Origin of the sequence: Tenacibaculum salmonis (assembly GCF_041053065.1) — a bacterium.
Taxonomy (GTDB): domain Bacteria; phylum Bacteroidota; class Bacteroidia; order Flavobacteriales; family Flavobacteriaceae; genus Polaribacter; species Polaribacter pacificus_A.
Map to the genome: position 1 here is coordinate 1,273,384 of NZ_JBFCVV010000001.1, position 18,886 is coordinate 1,292,269.

General features: G+C 28.7%; 18 protein-coding genes. 9 read left to right on the forward strand and 9 right to left on the reverse strand.

The genetic code is table 11. The annotated features are described in order from the left end of the window. Window positions 1–48: 48 nt before the first annotated feature. Window positions 49–2,040, reverse strand: coding sequence for a DNA primase (dnaG, locus tag AB0T67_RS05510; RefSeq protein ID WP_369219481.1), 1,992 nt, complete (start codon window positions 2,038–2,040; stop codon window positions 49–51). Between the two features lie 124 nt (window positions 2,041–2,164). Between dnaG and AB0T67_RS05515 the strand changes: the two genes are divergently transcribed. Beyond that, entirely contained in the window at window positions 2,165–3,046 is an 882-nt protein-coding gene (locus AB0T67_RS05515) for a leucine-rich repeat domain-containing protein (RefSeq protein ID WP_369219482.1), read from the forward strand. Between the two features lie 326 nt (window positions 3,047–3,372). Here the strand turns inward: AB0T67_RS05515 and clpX are convergent, their stop codons facing one another. From clpX to AB0T67_RS05545, 6 genes are all read right to left on the reverse strand, one after another. Further along, window positions 3,373–4,611, reverse strand: a complete 1,239-nt coding sequence (gene clpX / locus AB0T67_RS05520) for an ATP-dependent Clp protease ATP-binding subunit ClpX (protein ID WP_271231448.1) — start codon at window positions 4,609–4,611, stop codon at window positions 3,373–3,375. A 98-nt stretch (window positions 4,612–4,709) separates the two neighbouring features. Beyond that, window positions 4,710–5,369 (reverse strand): ATP-dependent Clp endopeptidase proteolytic subunit ClpP, encoded by a 660-nt coding sequence (clpP, locus tag AB0T67_RS05525; protein ID WP_271231447.1) that lies wholly within the window; start codon window positions 5,367–5,369, stop codon window positions 4,710–4,712. 132 nt (window positions 5,370–5,501) lie between these two features. Beyond that, complete coding sequence (locus tag AB0T67_RS05530) at window positions 5,502–6,824, reverse strand: trigger factor (protein ID WP_369219483.1); 1,323 nt, start codon at window positions 6,822–6,824, stop codon at window positions 5,502–5,504. A gap of 86 nt (window positions 6,825–6,910) precedes the next feature. Continuing rightward, window positions 6,911–7,258 (reverse strand): phage holin family protein, encoded by a 348-nt coding sequence (locus tag AB0T67_RS05535; RefSeq protein ID WP_271231445.1) that lies wholly within the window; start codon window positions 7,256–7,258, stop codon window positions 6,911–6,913. Window positions 7,259–7,445: 187 nt separating this feature from the next. Further along, window positions 7,446–8,216, reverse strand: a complete 771-nt coding sequence (locus AB0T67_RS05540) for an alpha/beta fold hydrolase (RefSeq protein WP_369219484.1) — start codon at window positions 8,214–8,216, stop codon at window positions 7,446–7,448. A 25-nt stretch (window positions 8,217–8,241) separates the two neighbouring features. Further along, entirely contained in the window at window positions 8,242–8,958 is a 717-nt protein-coding gene (locus tag AB0T67_RS05545; protein ID WP_369219485.1) for a pyridoxine 5'-phosphate synthase, read from the reverse strand. A 59-nt stretch (window positions 8,959–9,017) separates the two neighbouring features. On the opposite strand from AB0T67_RS05545, the gene AB0T67_RS05550 reads away from it, so the two are divergent. From AB0T67_RS05550 to murI, 8 genes are all read left to right on the forward strand, one after another. Further along, the gene (locus AB0T67_RS05550) at window positions 9,018–9,677 is read left to right on the forward strand and encodes a CBS domain-containing protein (RefSeq protein ID WP_271231442.1); all 660 of its coding nucleotides are present in this window, start codon (window positions 9,018–9,020) and stop codon (window positions 9,675–9,677) included. 33 nt (window positions 9,678–9,710) lie between these two features. After that, complete coding sequence (locus tag AB0T67_RS05555; protein WP_369219486.1) at window positions 9,711–10,607, forward strand: NAD kinase; 897 nt, start codon at window positions 9,711–9,713, stop codon at window positions 10,605–10,607. Window positions 10,608–10,709: 102 nt separating this feature from the next. Further along, window positions 10,710–11,390 carry a type IX secretion system protein PorG gene (porG, locus tag AB0T67_RS05560; RefSeq protein ID WP_369219487.1) on the forward strand — a complete coding sequence of 227 codons (681 nt, stop codon included), beginning with the start codon at window positions 10,710–10,712 and terminating at the stop codon, window positions 11,388–11,390. 2 nt (window positions 11,391–11,392) lie between these two features. Then, complete coding sequence (locus tag AB0T67_RS05565) at window positions 11,393–12,145, forward strand: isoprenyl transferase (protein WP_369219488.1); 753 nt, start codon at window positions 11,393–11,395, stop codon at window positions 12,143–12,145. Then, window positions 12,138–14,705 (forward strand): outer membrane protein assembly factor BamA, encoded by a 2,568-nt coding sequence (gene bamA, locus AB0T67_RS05570; RefSeq protein WP_369219489.1) that lies wholly within the window; start codon window positions 12,138–12,140, stop codon window positions 14,703–14,705. The genes AB0T67_RS05565 and bamA overlap by 8 nt, the downstream gene beginning before the upstream one ends. A 66-nt stretch (window positions 14,706–14,771) precedes the next feature. After that, window positions 14,772–15,560, forward strand: coding sequence for an OmpH family outer membrane protein (locus AB0T67_RS05575; RefSeq protein ID WP_271231437.1), 789 nt, complete (start codon window positions 14,772–14,774; stop codon window positions 15,558–15,560). A 48-nt stretch (window positions 15,561–15,608) separates the two neighbouring features. Beyond that, entirely contained in the window at window positions 15,609–16,118 is a 510-nt protein-coding gene (locus tag AB0T67_RS05580; RefSeq protein WP_271231436.1) for an OmpH family outer membrane protein, read from the forward strand. A gap of 64 nt (window positions 16,119–16,182) precedes the next feature. After that, window positions 16,183–16,977 (forward strand): glutamate racemase, encoded by a 795-nt coding sequence (gene murI, locus AB0T67_RS05585; RefSeq protein WP_271231435.1) that lies wholly within the window; start codon window positions 16,183–16,185, stop codon window positions 16,975–16,977. On the opposite strand, the gene AB0T67_RS05590 is transcribed toward murI, so the two are convergent. Together AB0T67_RS05590 and AB0T67_RS05595 are read right to left on the reverse strand one after the other, a co-directional pair. Continuing rightward, complete coding sequence (locus tag AB0T67_RS05590) at window positions 16,974–17,939, reverse strand: PorP/SprF family type IX secretion system membrane protein (protein WP_369219490.1); 966 nt, start codon at window positions 17,937–17,939, stop codon at window positions 16,974–16,976. The two genes, murI and AB0T67_RS05590, sit on opposite strands and share 4 nt — an antisense overlap. A gap of 100 nt (window positions 17,940–18,039) precedes the next feature. After that, window positions 18,040–18,879 (reverse strand): AraC family transcriptional regulator, encoded by an 840-nt coding sequence (locus tag AB0T67_RS05595; protein ID WP_271231433.1) that lies wholly within the window; start codon window positions 18,877–18,879, stop codon window positions 18,040–18,042. Between the last annotated feature and the right edge of the window lie 7 nt (window positions 18,880–18,886).

The window sequence follows — 18,886 nt, forward strand, 5'->3', positions numbered from 1 at the left end:
AAGTTACTATAAAACAGCATAGGAAAAACCCCTTAAAAAATAACAGCACTAAACTACGCGATTTAACTTATCAAAAAGACGCTTTTTTAAATCAGTATAATTTGATATTTCTTCTAAATCAAGTACCGCTTTTTGTGTTTGTACTTCGTGCATTATTTCTTTAATTTTTTCTTCTATTAAAATTCTTCGTAAATTTAAAACTGCATCAGAAACTAATTTAGGTAATACTTTAATCGCTGTTGTAACTACAATTTCTTTACGCTCCCAATCACTTAACGAATATTTTTCTTCATCCATTAAAATATTGGTTACTAAACTTGCTATTTCTTGATTTTCATGCATTATCAATCTATCAATCGAAATTTTTTCATCCTGATTTAATTGATGTACTAATTGATAATACGTTAATTTAAAAATTTCATCAGCAAACTCAATTTCATCTTCTTGTAAATTTAAATACAATTCATTAGAAACCGTATTTTGATATTCTTCTTTTTCTAAAAAAGGACGTCCTTTTTCATCAACTGCATCTACCCAATTTACAAAATCGACAACTTCATTACCGTACAATAATAATATTCTGATAATTTCTTTTTCAAGAATATGTAATTGATTTATTTTTTCACGCCCTTTTCCACCTCCTTTTATAACTCCCATAGAAGCTTGTGTGGTTTCTGAATAAGATGGAGTTGGCTGATTTGAGCTTCGTTTATTAGAATTTGTTACACTTTTATTTAATAATTGTGCCAATTCACTAAATAAAACTTGTTCCGAAATATCCATAATACGAGCACATTCTTGTACATATACTTCTCGCTGAATTCCATCAGGAATTTTTGAAATACTCGTTACAATATCACGAATTAAACCCGCTTTTTTTACAGGATCATTCTTTGCTTCTTTCATCAATAAAGAAACTTTAAATTCAATAAAATCTTGCGATTTATCTTTTAAAAACTGTTTTAATTCAGTTGTTGAATGAGATTTTGCAAAACTATCAGGATCTTCTCCTTCAGGAAAAGAAACTACTTTCACATTCATTCCTTGCTCTAAAATCAAGTCAATACCTCTCATAGAGGCTCTAATTCCTGCGGCATCACCATCAAATAAAACCGTAATATTTTTTGTCAAACGATTTACCAATCGAATTTGATCCGAAGTAAGTGCCGTTCCTGAAGAGGCAACAACATTTTCAATTCCTGATTGATAAAAAGAAACAACATCCGTATAACCTTCTACTAAATAACAATTATCTTGTTTAGCGATTTCTTTTTTGGCTTGATAAAGTCCGTATAAAATTTTACTTTTATGGTAAATATCACTTTCTGGTGAATTTAAATATTTTGCTGCTTTTTTATCATTGGTAAGGATTCGCCCTCCAAAACCTAAAATACGCCCCGACATACTGTGAATAGGAAACATAACACGTCCTTTAAAACGGTCAAATTTTTTATCAGTTGCGCCACCTTCTTTAACAATGGTTAACCCTGTCGATTTTAAATATTTTAAATCATATCCTTTTGATAAAGCGGCATTGGTAAAATTATCCCATTCATCTTTACAATATCCTAATTCAAATTTTTCAATAATATCTTCTCTAAAACCTCTTTCTTTAAAATAAGATAATCCGATAGCACGTCCTTGTTGGCTATTCATTAATAAATCATGAAAATAATCTTTCGCAAATTTAGAAGCCAAAAACATACTTTCTCGTTCATTAAGTTGTTCTTTTTGCTCGTCAGATTGTTCGGTTTCCTCTATTTCAATATTGTATTTTTTAGCCAACCATTTTATAGCTTCGGGATAAGAATAATGTTCATGTTCCATTAAAAATGAAACTGCATTCCCTCCTTTTCCTGTACTAAAATCTTTCCAAATTTGTTTTACTGGCGATACCATAAATGACGGTGTTCGCTCATCAGTAAACGGACTCAGTCCTTTAAAACTGCTTCCTGATTTTTTTAATTGTACAAATTCGCCTATTACCTCAGCTACTTGAGCAGATTCAAAAACTTTATCTATTGTTTCTTGAGTTATCATATTGTTGTAGAATACAGCTCACAAAGATACTCGATTTAAAGCTTCTTTTTATTTAAAAAAATATCTTGTAAATTTTAGCTGATAAAACCATATAAATAGATAGCTTTGTTAAAAACCCCCGATTATGAAAATAAAAATACCATTCTATTTTATACTTTTTATCTCTTTAAATTTAACAGCACAAGAAACAATTATAATTCCTGATATTGGTTTAGAAGAATGTTTAATCGATTTAGATATTGACTCCAACGGATTAAACGGAAATATTTTAGTTAGCGATGCTAAATATGTAGTTAATTTAAATATAGACGATCCGATTACCAATAAATTATTACCTAACGTACATTCAAAAATTAGAAATTTAACAGGACTTGAAAGTTTTCCGAATTTAAAACGATTAGATTGTTTTGGTAATAATATTACTAAAATAGATTTATCTAAAAGTACTTCGATTACTTTTTTAAATTGTAGTGAAAACAAAATTAAAACTCTTGACCTTAGTAAAAATAACAAATTAGTTTATGTAAGTTGCGATAGTAACAATTTACAAACTTTAATTTTAGGAGATAATCCTAATCTTGAAAGTGTGTATGCTAGTTATAATAAATTAACAAATTTAGATGTTTCTGGCTGTCCAAAATTGGAAACATTAGATGCTTCTGGAAACAAAATAAATACTATTGTTGTAAGTTCTGATAAATTAAATACTATTCCTGAAGCATGGTATAAAGATGAAAAAACGGTTTATAACACTACAAATTCAGCTATTTTAAAACCAACTGTTACTAAAGTTGCTCCTATTGTAACTCCTAAAAAAGCAGTTGTAATTCCTGTAAAAACTCATTCCGAAGAATTTAAACAACAGGTTATTACAGCCTTTGAATCAGAAGTATTAAACGAAACACATTTACAAAACATCAAAAATAAATTAATAAAAACTTATAATTTAAAACCTGATGAAATAGAATCTTGGTTAAAAAAATATAATAAACGAATTAATTATTAAAAAAATAATTTGAAGCAATTTCCTGCTTTCCGCACTCGCTTTTTTTGTTTGAAAAAAACAAAAAAGAGCTCAAACAAATGCTTCAATCAGGGCTAGAAATTTGAGTTTTTTTCTGATATTTTGAAATAATAATTAATAAAAGTAGTACATCTATAAAACAAAAAAACCATCAAATATTGATGGTTTTTTTTAGATATAAACGTCATGCTGAATTTATTTCAGCATCACATAAAACTAAGAACTAAGGCAAATCAGGATGCGAAACTGAAATAAATTCAGTTTGACAGATTCGATTTTTCAGCCATAAAAACTTGTTTAAATAAAATTTAAGACACTGCTTTTAATTTCTTAATTCCTGATTTTGTTATTTTAGATTCTGCATATTCTTTGGTAATTATTAATTCTTTTTCATCAGAACTAGGCATTTCGAACATTGCATCTGTTAAAATAGCTTCACATAATGAACGTAATCCACGTGCACCTAATTTGTATTCTATTGCTTTTTCAACAATATATTCCATTGCTTCTTCCGATAAAGAAAAGGCAATATCATCCATAGCAAATAACTTTGTGTATTGCTTAATTAAAGAGTTTTTAGGCTCTGTTAAAATGGCACGTAATGTTTTTGCATCTAAAGGATTCATGTAACTTAATACAGGTAAACGTCCAATAATTTCAGGAATTAATCCAAACGACTTTAAATCCGAAGGAATAATATATTGTAATAAATTGGTTTCATCTACTTTATCTTCATCGATTGAAGCGCTATAACCAACTGCTTGCATATTTAAACGCTTACTGATAATTCTTTCAATTCCTGAAAAAGCCCCACCTGCGATAAATAAAATATCTTTAGTATTTACTTCAATAAATTTTTGATCTGGGTGTTTTCTTCCTCCTTTAGGAGCAACATTTACAACCGATCCTTCTAATAATTTTAATAAAGCTTGTTGTACTCCTTCTCCTGAAACATCACGAGTAATTGAAGGATTATCACCTTTACGAGCTATTTTATCAATTTCATCAATAAAAACAATACCTCTTTCGGCTTTGTCTACATCATAATCAGCTGCTTGTAATAAACGACTTAAAATGCTTTCAACATCTTCACCAACATATCCTGCTTGAGTTAAAACAGTGGCATCAACAATAGAAAAAGGTACGTTTAACATTCTAGCAATCGTACGAGCTATTAATGTTTTACCAGTACCAGTTTCACCTACTAAAACAATGTTAGATTTTTCAATTTCTATATCATCTTCGTCGTCTTTAATTTGTAATAATCTTTTATAGTGATTATATACAGCTACCGACATTCCTTTTTTAGTTTCGTCTTGCCCAATAATATATTCATCTAAAAATGCTTTAATTTCTTTTGGCTTTTTTAGGGTTAAATCTTTTGGTAAACTTGATTCTATTGCTTCAGTTACTTCTTCTTCTACAATTCCGTGAGCTTGCTCAATACATTTATCACAAATATGGGCATCCATACCAGCGATTAATAAATCTGTTTCTGGCTTTTTACGCCCACAAAAGGAACATTGTAAGTTTTCTTCTTTCGACATTTGACTAACTTGTTATTCTCAATTATTAAAAAAAATGAAACTCTTTTTATAGCTTACGTATAAAAAGAGCCATTAATTGTATTGGTAATTAAGAAAAATTATTTTCTTTTTAAAATTTCATCTACCATTCCGTAAGCTTTCGCTTCATCGGCTTTCATCCAATAATCTCTATCAGAATCTTCTTGTACTTTTTCAAAAGTTTGCCCTGAATGATCTGCTATAATATCATATAATTCAGTTTTTAACTTTCCTATTTCTTTTACGGTAATTTCCATATCAGAAGCCTGTCCTTGTGCACCTCCCATTGGTTGGTGAATCATAATACGAGAATGTGGTAACGCAGAACGTTTTCCTTTAGCACCAGCACACATTAATACAGCTCCCATAGAAGCAGCCATACCTGTACAGATTGTTGCTACATCTGGCTTAATAAATTGCATCGTATCGTAAATACCTAAACCTGCATAAACCCCTCCTCCTGGAGAGTTTATATAAATTGAAATATCTTTATTAGCATCTACACTTTCTAAGAACAATAATTGCGCTTGAATTACATTTGCTACTTGGTCATTAACACCAGTACCTAAAAAGATAATTCTGTCCATCATTAAACGAGAAAAAACATCCATTTGAGTAATGTTCATTTGACGCTCTTCCATAATGTATGGCGTTAAACTACTTGTAATTTTACCTAAATATGTACTATTTATACCGTGCTCTTTTGTTGCGTATTTTTCGAATTCTTTTCCGTAATCCATTTTGAAAATGTTTTTTGGGTTATAATTATGTAAATATAAGAACTATTTAGTTAGTATATCAATACAGTTTATACCTAAAAAAACCTGAATATTAATTCAGGTTTTTAAATATCTAAATAGTTTACTTAACTATTATTTGTAAACTTCTTGAACAAAGTCTTCATAAGAAACTTCTTTTGTATCAAAAGTCATTTTTTCTTTATAAAAAGCTAATAATTTATGGCTAATTAATTGAGATTGTAACTTATGAGCTTCTTCTTGATTTTGTAAAACTCTACCAGCGATATCGTTTAACTCTTTTTCCTCTGGATTAGCATTACCAAACTGTGCCATTTGCGAACGGATAAATCCTTTAGCATAATCTACTAATTCAGGATATTCTAATTTGATTCCGTTGTCTCTCATAACCTTTCCTTCGATTAATTGGTAACGTAAACCTTTTTCAGATCTTTCAAATTCAGCAGCAGCTTCTTCAGGTGTTAATTGTTTTTCACCAGCAGTCTGTAACCACTTCTGTAAAAACTCTTTAGGTAAATCAAAGCTAGTATTTTCTACTAAGTTTTCAGTAATTGCATTTAACAATTGTTGATCAGCATGTTGTTCGAATTGCTTTTCAGCATCTTCTTTAATTTTACCTTTTAATTCAGCAGTAGTAGTTACACTTCCGTCAACAAATAATTTATCAAATAAATCTTTTTCTAAAGGAGCTGGTTCAGTTTTTGTAACTTCATCAATAGTAAAAGATACGTTAACATCTAAAGCGTGAACAGCTTCATGAGGAACACCTAAAACTTCTTGTAATTTATGAGCGTCTTCAAATAAACCTTTTGTTCCTAATTCTAAAACATCACCTGCTTTAGCACCTACAAACTTCTCTAAGTTTGCTTTTCCGTTAATTTCTTTTACAGAAACAGTTGCTTTTTGGTTAATTTCTTTTGCTTCGTTAACAAAAGTACCAGTTACATTTGCTTCTTCATTTGCAGCATCAACAGGTAATTGACTACCAAAACGAACTTGGATATTTTCAATTTCTTTATCAAGTAATTCATCTGTTGCAAAAATACTATATTTAGTAATATTTTTTGCAGGAGCTAAATCTACATCAAATTCAGGAGCTAATCCTAATTCGAATTCAAAAGAAAAATCTTTATCATTCCAGTTAAAATCTTTATTTGCTTTTGGTAAAGGATTTCCTAAAAGATCTAACTTTTCTTCTCCTAAAAATTTATTTAAAGATTGTTGTACAAGTTTATTTACTTCTTCTACAACGATTTCTATTTCGTGTTGTTTTTTAATAACATCCATAGGCGCTTCTCCTTTTCTAAAACCAGGATGTGTCGATTTTTTACGACGCGCTTCTAATTCAGTATTTACCTTTGCTTGATAATCTTCAGCAACGATATCTATCTTTACAACTGCGTTTAACGCATCTACATTTTGTTTTGTAATATTCATCTTTAAATATATTTCTTTAAAATCGGGTGTAAAATTAGTTTATTTTTACCTTTTCTACAAAAGGTTTGAAAGTCTTTCGTTTTCAGTTATTTTTCATCTTCTTTTAATAAAGAAAACAAAAAAGATCTGAATACTGATAACAACACACTAAACAAAAGTGCTGTAAAAAATCCGTTTACTTGAAAACCTGTTATAAGGTTTCCTGCTAATAATATAATAATTGCATTGATTACAAATAAAAATAATCCAAGCGTTAAAATTGTTGCAGGTAATGTAAAAAATACCAATAACGGACGTACAAACATATTTAATAATGCTATTACAACTGCTACAATTATTGCTGTAACATAACTACCAACATAAATTCCTGGTAATATATTTGCAAGTATTACAACTGCTAATGCTGTTAATAGTATTTTTAAAAATATTTTCATTTGTTAACTTTTTTAGTGTGCTTTTTTATTTAATGCGATAATTATACCAAATATAAAAAACTGCTATTTTGTCAGGTTTATTAACTGTTTTTAAAAAAACAACACTACATAAAAAACACAAACCTCACAGATTTTTAAATCCTGTGAGGTTTTTTTTATTAATAAAATCAAAAATATTTGAATTTATTTATTTTAGAATAAAATTGATTACCTCAGCATAAAAATCTTTTGGATTTTCAGCATGTAACCAATGTCCTGAATTTGATATACTTACAATTTTTGAATTCGGAAAATGTGCACTAATAATTGGTTCTTCATTTACAGAAATATATCCTGAATTAGCACCTTTTAAAAATAAAGTTTTACCTTCAAAAACAGTAAATGATGGCAAGGCTTCCCCTACTTCATTATTGTTTTCTGTTAACGATTTCAAATTAAAACGAAATGCTAACTCTTCTTTTGTTTTTCGATATACACTTTTCAATAAAAATTGTCGAATTCCTGGTTCTGGAATTAAAGAAGTTAATTGCTCTTCAATTAATTTTCGAGAATTTTGTATCGTAAAATCAACAGAATTTAACGCCTCTAAAATATCGTGATGATGTGGCGGATACATTTTTGGAGAAATATCTGCAATTATTAATTTAGCTACCAAATCTGGATATTCGGTTGCAAATAACATCGCTGTTTTTCCTCCCATTGAATGCCCTAATAAAATAACATCTGTTAAATTATGATGCTCAATATACCTATGTAAATCTTCCACCAATACTTCGTAATAAAAATCATCAGAATGAAAACTACGTCCGTGATTTCGTTGGTCAATTAAATGTACTTCAAAACCATCTTCTGCAAATTTATTAGCATGAGTTTTCCAATTATCACCCATACCAAAATATCCGTGTAAAATTAACAACGGCTTTCCTTCTCCTACTATTCTAGAATGTAAAATTTGCATATATCAATTTAAATTAAGCTTCTAATTATCCTTTTAATCTATCAAGATACATGTTTACTACATTTTCTAATCCTAAATATAAAGATTCAGAAATAAGTGCATGTCCAATAGAAACTTCTGCTAAATTCGGTATATTTTGTTTGAAAAACTTAATATTTTCTAAACTCAAATCATGTCCTGCATTAATTCCTAAGCCTAATTTATTTGCTAAAATAGCTGCTTCAGTGTAAGGTCTTATTGCATCTTTATTTCCTAAAGCGTATTGAGTTGCAAATTCTTCGGTATATAATTCAATTCTATCAGCACCAGTTTTTGCAGCTGCTTCAATCAATTTTAAATCTGTATCAATAAAAATAGAAGTTCTTATTCCGTTATTTTTGAATTCGGTAATTACTTCTTCTAAATAAGATTGATTTGCAACGGTATCCCAACCTGCGTTAGATGTTAAAGTATCAACACTATCGGGTACTAAAGTTACTTGAGTTGGCTTTATTTCTAAAACCATTTTCATAAATTTATCTATCGGGTTTCCCTCAATATTGTACTCTGTAGTAACTATTGATTTTAAATCATATGCATCTTGATAACGAATATGTCTTTCGTCTGGTCTTGGATGAATTGTAATTCCTTCTGCACCAAAATTTTCGATATCGGTTGCTACATGTAATAAGTTAGGTGTATTTCCACCTCTAGAGTTACGTAACGTAGCTATTTTATTTATATTTACACTTAACTTTGTCATCTCATAAAATTAAGCTACAAAGATAAATCATTAAAACTTTTTAAACTATATTCGTAGTAATGAATATCAACGACTTTATATTAGACGAAATTAAAGCACTTACTTTAAAAAGCACTGTAAAAAGAGCTCAAGAAGTCTGTGAAAATTTACCGATAACTCATATTCCTATTGTTGAAAATGGAAAACTAATTGGCTGTTTACCCGCAAGTGACATTCAAACAATAGAGGGTAAAGACCAAAAATTAAGTGAATACTCTTATTTATTAGATAACTTTCATTCTAATGAAAAAGCGACATTACTTGATTTAATTGTTTTGTTTGCAGATAATGATTCTAATTTAATTCCTATTTTAAATCAGGAAATGAATTATATTGGTTATTATGAGCTAAGCGATATTTTAGATGCTTTTGCAGATAGTCCTTTTTTACACAACGAAAGTGAAACTTTAATTGTAAGTAAAAACAAAAATGATTATTCGATGAGCCAAATTGCTCAAATAGTTGAAACTAGTCGAGGTAAACTATTGGGTCTTTATATTTGTTCTGAAAATCAAGACAATATTCAAGTTACTTTAAAAGTAATTACTGAAGAAATAAATGAAATTATTCAAACTTTCCGAAGATATGACTACAATGTAGTTACACGACATGAAGATGATTTTTATTTAGAAGAATTAAAAGATAGAGCTGCATATTTAAGAAAATACCTAAATATGTAATTCACAAAACTTGTTAACCAAATATTATAAACATTGAAAAAAGTAGCTATTTACGGTCAATCCTATACCATTTCAGCTGAAAAAGAAATTATACTATTATTATCAGAATTAGAAAAAAATAATATTGTTGTTTTTTTTGAACAAGATTTTTACAATCTCTTAGTTGAAAATAATTCTTTAACAAAAAAATATCCTACATACTCACATTTTAGTGATTTGTCAAACTCTTTTGACATGCTGTTTTCTATCGGAGGCGATGGAACAATATTAAGAGCTATTACTTATATTCGTGATTTAGATATTCCTATTTTAGGAATCAATACTGGTAGATTAGGTTTTTTAGCTACTGTTCAAAAAGATCAAATTAAAGAAGCTGTAACTTTATTACTTGAAAAAAAATATTCTATTCAAGAACGAACTTTATTACAGGTAACAACAATTCCACAAGTAAATGAATTTACTGACTTAGATTTTGCTTTAAATGAAATAACCATTGCACGTAGAAATACTACATCAATGATTGGTGTAAAAACTTTTTTGAATGATGAATATCTAACAAATTATTGGGCAGATGGTTTGATTATTGCCACACCAACAGGGTCTACAGGATACTCATTAAGCTGTAATGGCCCTGTGATTTTACCTAATGCTAAAAATTTTGTTATTACACCAATAGCTCCTCATAATTTAAATGCAAGACCAATGGTAATACCTGATAATACTTGTATTAATTTAGAAGTCAGTGCTCGTGAAAAAGACTTTCTTATATCTCTTGATTCTCGTATTACTACAGTTCCTCAAGGCACTAAAATTAAAATACAAAAAGCTAATTTTACTATAAAAAGTATTTTATTAGAAGATCAATCGCATTTAAAAACACTAAGAGGCAAGCTTTTATGGGGTGAAGATACTCGTAATGAATCTTTATAATACCGATTACACACAATAAATCTTTTAAAAAAAAGTTAATCAAAAAGACTTTATTAACTTTTAAAGCAAATTCATTTTCCTATATTTGCGTGCTATTTTATAATGAAAAAAAAAATTCTATTCATATTATTTGCTTTAACAGCAATAACAATACAATCACAAACTCACGAAATCGGTTTTTTCGTCGGGGGTTCTAATTATATAGGAGATATTGGTAGAACCAATTATATCTATCCTAATGAAGTTGGTGGTGGATTAGTGTATAAGTACAATTTAAACCCAAGAATAGCACTTCGAGGAACATATACTTATATTCCTGTTTCTGGTGATGATAAAGATTCGGATAATTTATATCGACAAAAAAGGGGAAATCTATTTTCGAATAACATACATGAAGTTGCTCTCGGGATGGAGTTTAATTTTTTTGATTATAATATCAGTAATTATAAAACAACTTTTACGCCATATATTTTAGCCGAAATATCAGCTTTCAATTACTTTAGTCCTTCTGAAGAAATGGATTCAAATAATACTCGTTTAAAAAATAAATTTTCTTATTCATTACCTTTAGGTATTGGAATTAAAGGTCGTTTATACGATCATTTTGCTATTGCTTTTGAAACAGGTGTTCGATTTACCTTAGTAGATGATATAGATTATACAACAGACAAAATAGAAAACTTAAACTTTGGTGGCACTGGAAATGATGTATATATGTTTACAGGGATTTCTATAGTTTACACCTTTGGAAGACCACCATGTTACAATGGATTGGCAGAATAAATATGGAAGAAAAATTACACCGCATTAACTTGCAAAAAGTACCAAATCATATCGCTGTTATTATGGACGGTAACGGTAGATGGGCAAAAGGTAAAGGAATGCAACGTATTTTTGGACACAGAAATGCATTAACAGCTATTAGAGAAACCGCAGATGCGGCATCTGATGCAGATGTTAAATTTGTTACATTATATGCCTTTTCTACTGAAAACTGGAACAGACCTAAACTAGAAGTAGATGCTTTAATGAGCCTAATGGTTAGCACTCTAAAAAAAGAGCTACCTGAATTTCAGCGTAAAAATGTAAAGATAAATGCGATTGGAAATATTGCTAGTTTGCCAAAAAATGCACAAAAAATATTAGCGCATGTTATTGATCAAACCAAAAACAATACTAAAATCACATTAACATTTGCTTTAAGCTATGGATCTAGAGAAGAAATTGTTAATGCAATCAGAAATATATCTAAAAAAGTTGTTAATAACGAACTCGATATTGAAAAAATAGACGAAAAAATTATAAATAACCATTTATATACATTTAATTTGCCCGACGTTGATTTAATGATACGTACAAGCGGAGAACAAAGAATTAGTAATTTTTTACTTTGGCAAATGGCCTATGCTGAATTATATTTTACAGATATATTATGGCCAGACTTTAGAAAAGAACACCTTTTTGACGCTATAATAGATTATCAAAACAGAGAAAGAAGATTTGGAAAAACAAGCGAACAGATTGAGATCAATGAATAAATATTCTTATTTAGCCGTATTTTTAATCGCCTTTTTATCGGCGAGCGTAAAAGCACAAAACACAGTAAAAAATGATAATGTAACCTCTAAAAATGTTGTTTCTTATAAAAAAGGACAACAATATATACTTGGAGGAATTACTGTTAGTGGCTTACAAAAATTTAGCGAACAAACTATTAAAGTTTATACAGGATTGGTAGATGGACAACCTATTAAATTACCTGGGGATAAACTTACAAGTGCAATTAAAAAGCTATATGAAAGTAAACAATTTAGCCAAGTAGATGTTTATCTATCTAAAAAAGATGGAGAAACAGTATATCTTTTGTTTGATGTTACTGAGTTACCTCAATTAACAAATATCAATATTTCTGGTTTAAGTAAATCCAAAACAAAAGAAATTAAAAAAGAGACTGAACTTAAAAAAGGAAGTATGGTTACGGATAACTTAATCGTAACTACTAAAAATTATATTAAAAAGAAATATACTGATAAAGGTTTCTTAAAAACAAAAGTATCTTTAGATACAAAAAAAGATACTACTGACATAAATACTGTTAGTATGAATATTTTTGTAGATAAAGGTAAGCGTATCAAAATTAAAGAAATCAACTTTAACGGAAATAAAGCATTATCAAACAAACACTTACGTAGTGTTATGAAAAACACAAAACGTAAATTCCTAGGGCGTTTCTGGAAATCATCAAAATATATTTTAGATGATTATAAAGAAGATTTAGAGAAAATTCTTGAAAAATATAGTGAAAATGGATATCGTGATGCACGTATTTTATCTGATAAACTTACTTGGAATACCGATAATACAATTAATCTTAATATTGATGTAGAAGAAGGTCGTCAATACAGATTTGATGATATTAAATTTATCGGAAATAAAAATTATACAGATGATTTTTTAAATCGTTTTTTACGTATTGATAAAGGTGATGTATATAACGGAAAAGTTTTAAAAGAACGTATTTCAGGTGATGGAACTCCTAATTCACAAGATATTCAAACATTGTATCACAATAATGGATATTTGTTCTCACAAATAAACGCGATAGAAACTAGCGTAAAAAATGATTCTATTACTGTAGAAGTTCGTATTCGTGAAGATGAAAAAGCAACTATTAAAAAAGTAACTGTAACTGGTAATGAAAAAACAAATGACCATGTTATTTACAGAGAATTACGCGTAAAGCCAGGTGATTTATTTAGTCGTGAAAACATTATTAGATCTATTCGTGAAATTGGTCAATTAGGTTTCTTTGATGCAAATGTAACTCCTGATGTAAAACCAGATTACCAGAATAAAACAGCTGACATTGATTTTTCTGTAGTAGAAAAAGGTGGTAGTCAAATTGAATTACAAGGTGGTTATGGTGGTGGGTCATTTATTGGAACTTTAGGTTTATCTTTTAATAACTTTTCTTTAAGAAATATATTTAAAAAAGAAGCATACAAACCGCTTCCAATGGGTGACGGTCAAAAATTATCACTTCGTTTACAAGCTAGTAGAACATATAATACATATAGTTTTTCTTTTTCAGAACCATGGTTAGGAGGTAAAAAACCACAGTCATTATCTTTTTCTGTCTATTTATCAAACCAATATCAATATAATTACAATACAAATAAAGTTGATAGAGATCAAAGTTTAAGTATTCTAGGAGCTACAATCGGTTTAGGAAAACGTTTACAATGGCCTGATGATTTTTTCTCTTTATCACAAAACATTAGTTTTCAAAGAATTGATTTACAAAACTACAAATATCGTGTTGGTTCATCTAAAGATGTTATAAGTGAAGGAAACTTAAATAACTTAGCATATACTGTTGCTTTTAGTCGTAACTCTACAGGGCCTAGTTTAATATTCCCTAGTTATGGTTCAGAATTTACAATTAAAGCCAAAGCTACACTACCTTATTCTTTAATTAACGGAAAAGATTATACAGAAGATGAAAACCCTACAAATGAACAAAGACAAGAATATTTAGCTGATAAATATAAATGGCTTGAATACTATAAGTTATCTGCAAAAGGAAAATGGTACACATCTTTATCTCAAAACAATAAATTAGTATTAATGTCTAATTTTGAAATGGGATATTTAGGATCTTATAATGATGAATTAGGTTTAACACCTGTTGAAAGATTTTTTGTTGGAGGTGATGGAATTGCACAAGGACAATTAGACGGTAGAGAAACTATTGGAGTTCGTGGGTATGAAAACAATAGTCTTTCTGTTGGACCTGATGGTCAAAACGAAGGAGGATCTATTTACAATAAATTTCAAATGGAATTACGTTATTCTATTACAGATAAACCTTCTGCATCAATTTATACTTTAGGTTTTTTAGAAGCTGGTAACTCTTATGAGAATTTTAGTGAATTTAATCCGTTTAAATTAAAACGTTCAGCTGGTGTTGGTGTTCGTATCTTTATGCCTGCATTTGGATTGTTAGGTATTGATTTCGCACATGGGTTTGATCCTTTACCAGGTCAAATTCAAAAATCTGGGTGGCAAACACATTTTATTATCGGAAGGCAGTTTTAAAAAAAGTTTACTTTTGAAATAAGTTTCATTTTTTGGCACGGTTTTTTCTAAATACATTATAGCAAGATGAAGAAAATAATTTTATCAATCGTTCTTTTACTTATTACAAGCAGTATTGTTGCACAAAAAAGTCAACGTATAGCGTATATTGATATGGAGTATATACTTATAAATATTCCTGAATATTTAGAGGCACAAAACTCCTTAGATGCTAAAGTTGAAAAATGGAAAACAAAATTAGACAAAGAAGCTAGAGCTATAGAAGTTTTAAAAACTGATTTAACTAATGAAAAAGTTATTTTAACGAAAGATTTAGTTTTAGAACGTGAGGAAGATATTACCATAAAACAAGAAGCTTTACGAAGATTAGAATCATTATACTTTGGTCCTCAAGGAGATATGTATAATTTAAGAAGACAATTAATAAAGCCTATTCAAGATCAGGTTTATAGTGCTGTTCAAACAATTGCTTCAAGAAAAAAATATGATTTTGTTTTTGACAAATCAGGTGATTTAGTAATGCTGTATTCAAACAAAAAACACGATATTAGCGAACTTGTTGTGAAGATGATTAATATTGATCAGAAAAAACAAGAAAAAAGAGATAAGATTGCAGCTAAAAAAGAATTACTTAAAAATGAAGGTTTAAGTGATGCTCAGAAAGAAAGAATAGCTAAAAAAGAAACTCTTAAAAAGAAAAAACAATCTGATAGAGTTGAAAGAGCTAAACGTATTGAAGAAAAAAGAGCAGCTAAGTTAAAAAAGATTGCAGATGCAAGAGAAGAATTAAAACAAAAGAAAGATGCTGCAAGAAAATTAAAAGAAGATGCTAAGAAAAAAGCATTGGAAAAATAGAATAAGTAAATCAAGAATAGAGAACCTAAATTAAATTAAAAAACAAAGATGAAACATTTTAAAACCCTATTATTAGTTGCAATTTTTACAATTGGATTAGGTGGTATCGCAAATGCACAAAAAACGGCACATATAAACACTGATAAGTTATTATCTGAAATGCCAGCTACCAAGTCTATGAAAGCTGAGCTAGAAAAATTAAATAAAACATATCGCGATGATATTGAAGCGATGTACAAAAAACTAGAAGCTAAAATTAAAAAATACGAAGCTGAAGGTAAAAGTCAAACGCAAGAAGTTAATCAAAAAAGAGCTATAGAGGTTCAACAAGATAGACAACGTCTTACAAAGGCTGAACAATCTGCAGGACAGGAAATGCAAAGAAAATATCAAGAAAAAACACTTCCTATTTTAAAGAAAGCTGAGCAAGCTATTAAAGATGTTGCTGCTGCTAAAGGAATTATTTACGTATATGATGCTGCCCCTGGTAAAGGATTAATCGTTTACGAAAAAGGAGAAGATATTTATGGAGCTGTGAAAGCTAAATTAGGTTTTTAATAAAACTTAAAAATATATTATAAAAATCCTGCTGAATTCAGCAGGATTTTTACTTTTGTAATATATGATTACTAAAGCACAACAACCTATCGGTATTTTTGATTCTGGAATTGGTGGAACATCAATCTGGAAAGAAATTAATGTCTTATTACCAAACGAAAGTACTATTTACTTATCCGACAGTAAAAATGCGCCATATGGGCAAAAATCAAAAGAAGAAATTCTTGATTTATCTATTAAAAACACAGAGTTTTTAATTAATAAAGGCTGTAAACTAATAGTTGTTGCTTGTAATACAGCTACTACAAATGCTATTGACTATTTAAGAAGTAATTATTCAATTCCTATAATAGGAATTGAACCAGCAATTAAAACGGCATCTATCCAAACTAAAACAGGTACCATAGGAATATTAGCTACAAAAGGAACACTTAATAGTGCTTTATTTGAAAAAACATCAGCTAGTATTAATAGTGATATTATAATTATGGAACAAGTTGGTAATGGGCTTGTTCAACTTATTGAAGAAGGTAAAATAGAATCAATAGAAATGACCAACTTACTAAATAAGCATTTAAGCTTAATGCTTTCTTCTAAATGTGATTGTATTGTTTTAGGATGTACACATTACCCCTATTTAATTCCACAAATAAAAAAAATTGTAGGTAGTAGCGTTACTATTATTGATTCCGGAGAAGCAGTTGCTAAACAAACAAAAAAAATATTAGCAGAAAACAATCTTATTAGTACTGCAAAAAAAAATACCTACAACACTTTTTACATCAATAAAGATAAAAGTGTTCTAGATATTATTTTAAAAGACTACAAAAAAGCTATTATAAATTATTTAGATTTCTAGAAACTTCCATTAATATTAGGACATGCTGAAGCTCTACGCTTTCTACACAAAACATTCATACCAAAAGAAATTTGATGAAAACCTCCATTAGAATATACAATATCTCCTGTTTGTTGTGTATATGTATAAGCAAACATTAAATTTTGATAATTTAAACCTACAATTGGAGTTACATAATTTGCATCACCAAAGGCACTACTATCAAAACTTCTTCTATAAGATAAAGCCGCCCATAATTGTGTGGTATCAAATTGCTTGTAAGCCTTAAAGTTTAAATCAGCAATTTTCTCACCAGTTATATCTTTATATTGAAACATTACAGAAGGTTCAAATTGCAATTTATCTTTATCACCAAAAAAGTAACCAGCCCCTAAAATATAGTTTCTTAAATTCAGAGATTCAAAATCAGGATTTAAATCATTCTTTGCTGATAACATTATATTTTTAATAGTTAAATATGATGAAAAACCTTTATAATGATATGCCATACCAAAATCAGCATTAAAATAAAAATCACTTATTCTTATTTGCTCAACCATAGGATCACCTTTAAAGTCCTCTTGATTTACTTCATTTTGCACCATAGACATTGATAATCCAAATGATAATTGCTTGAATAAATTTTCATTCCCCATATCTAAATGATATGCATACGTACCTTGCAATCCTTTTTGAGAATGATATCCGTTTTTATCATTAAAAAGAATTAAACCATACGCTCCTTTTGAATTTTCGTTAAATTTTGCATGAAAACTTGCTGTTTGTAAAGAAGGAGCATCTTTTACCCCTACCCATTGCTGACGAGCTGTTACACGTAATTTCCCACAGCTTCCAATACCCGCTGCTGCTGGATGTAATAAATAAGTATTGTCAGATAAATAATCTGCGTAAATAGGTAATGTTTCTTGAGCTGAAATTTTTGTAATTAAAATAAAGAAAAAGAATAATATAAATTTGTTCATGTTTTAAGTTTAAGAAATAGTCACCAAATATAACCAATAATTACCGTAAATAGTTTTATTTTTAAATAAAACACATTTATAGTTGGTTTTTTATGGTAATTTAATAATTTAATCGATAATTTGATGGCGTTTTATTTTTTAATTCTTTAAATTTTCTGTTGAAATTTGAAATATTCTTGAATCCAGATTTCTCTGACACTTCAATAATAGAATAATCTTTGTTTTGTAATAATTTACAAGCAGTTTCAATTCTTAACTCATTTAAAAAAGTAAAAAATGTTTTATTTGTTCTCTGCTTAAAATATCTACAAAAAGCATTAGAAGTCATATTTGCAACAGCAGCAATATCTTCTAATTCTATTTTTTTATTATAGTTACTCAATGTATAATCCATAATATCTCTCATTCGTTTTCCTTCATTATCTGTATATTTTTTTTCATAAACAAATGACGAAAGAGATTCTGTTTCTGATTTTAAAATAACATCGACTATCCTTATAAAAACAATAAACTTTAATAAATCCCTACTTTTTTGTAATTTTAAAAAATATCTTCTTAATTTTTTATTGTTCGATTTGACTCTAAAACTATTTTTAGCAATATTAAAAAAAGTTGCGATATCTTTAAAATCATCTAATTCAAAAAACGTTTCTCCAAATGATTTTTGAGTAAAGAAAAGCGAAATCATTGAAGAGTTTTTTATCCTAGAAGTATCACTTTTAAAAACGTGAGGTTGATTACCTGCAATAACTAAAATATCATTAGATTTATATTCGTTAACCGTATCTCCTACAATTAAAGTACCTTCTCCTTTAACAATATAACATAGTTGAATTTCTTCATGCTGATGAAATTTATCATAGAAAAATGCGCCATTATCTTCTTGATATATTAATCCTAAATTTTTAGTTTTTGGAATTTTAAATGGTAAAACTTTCATGTATTTA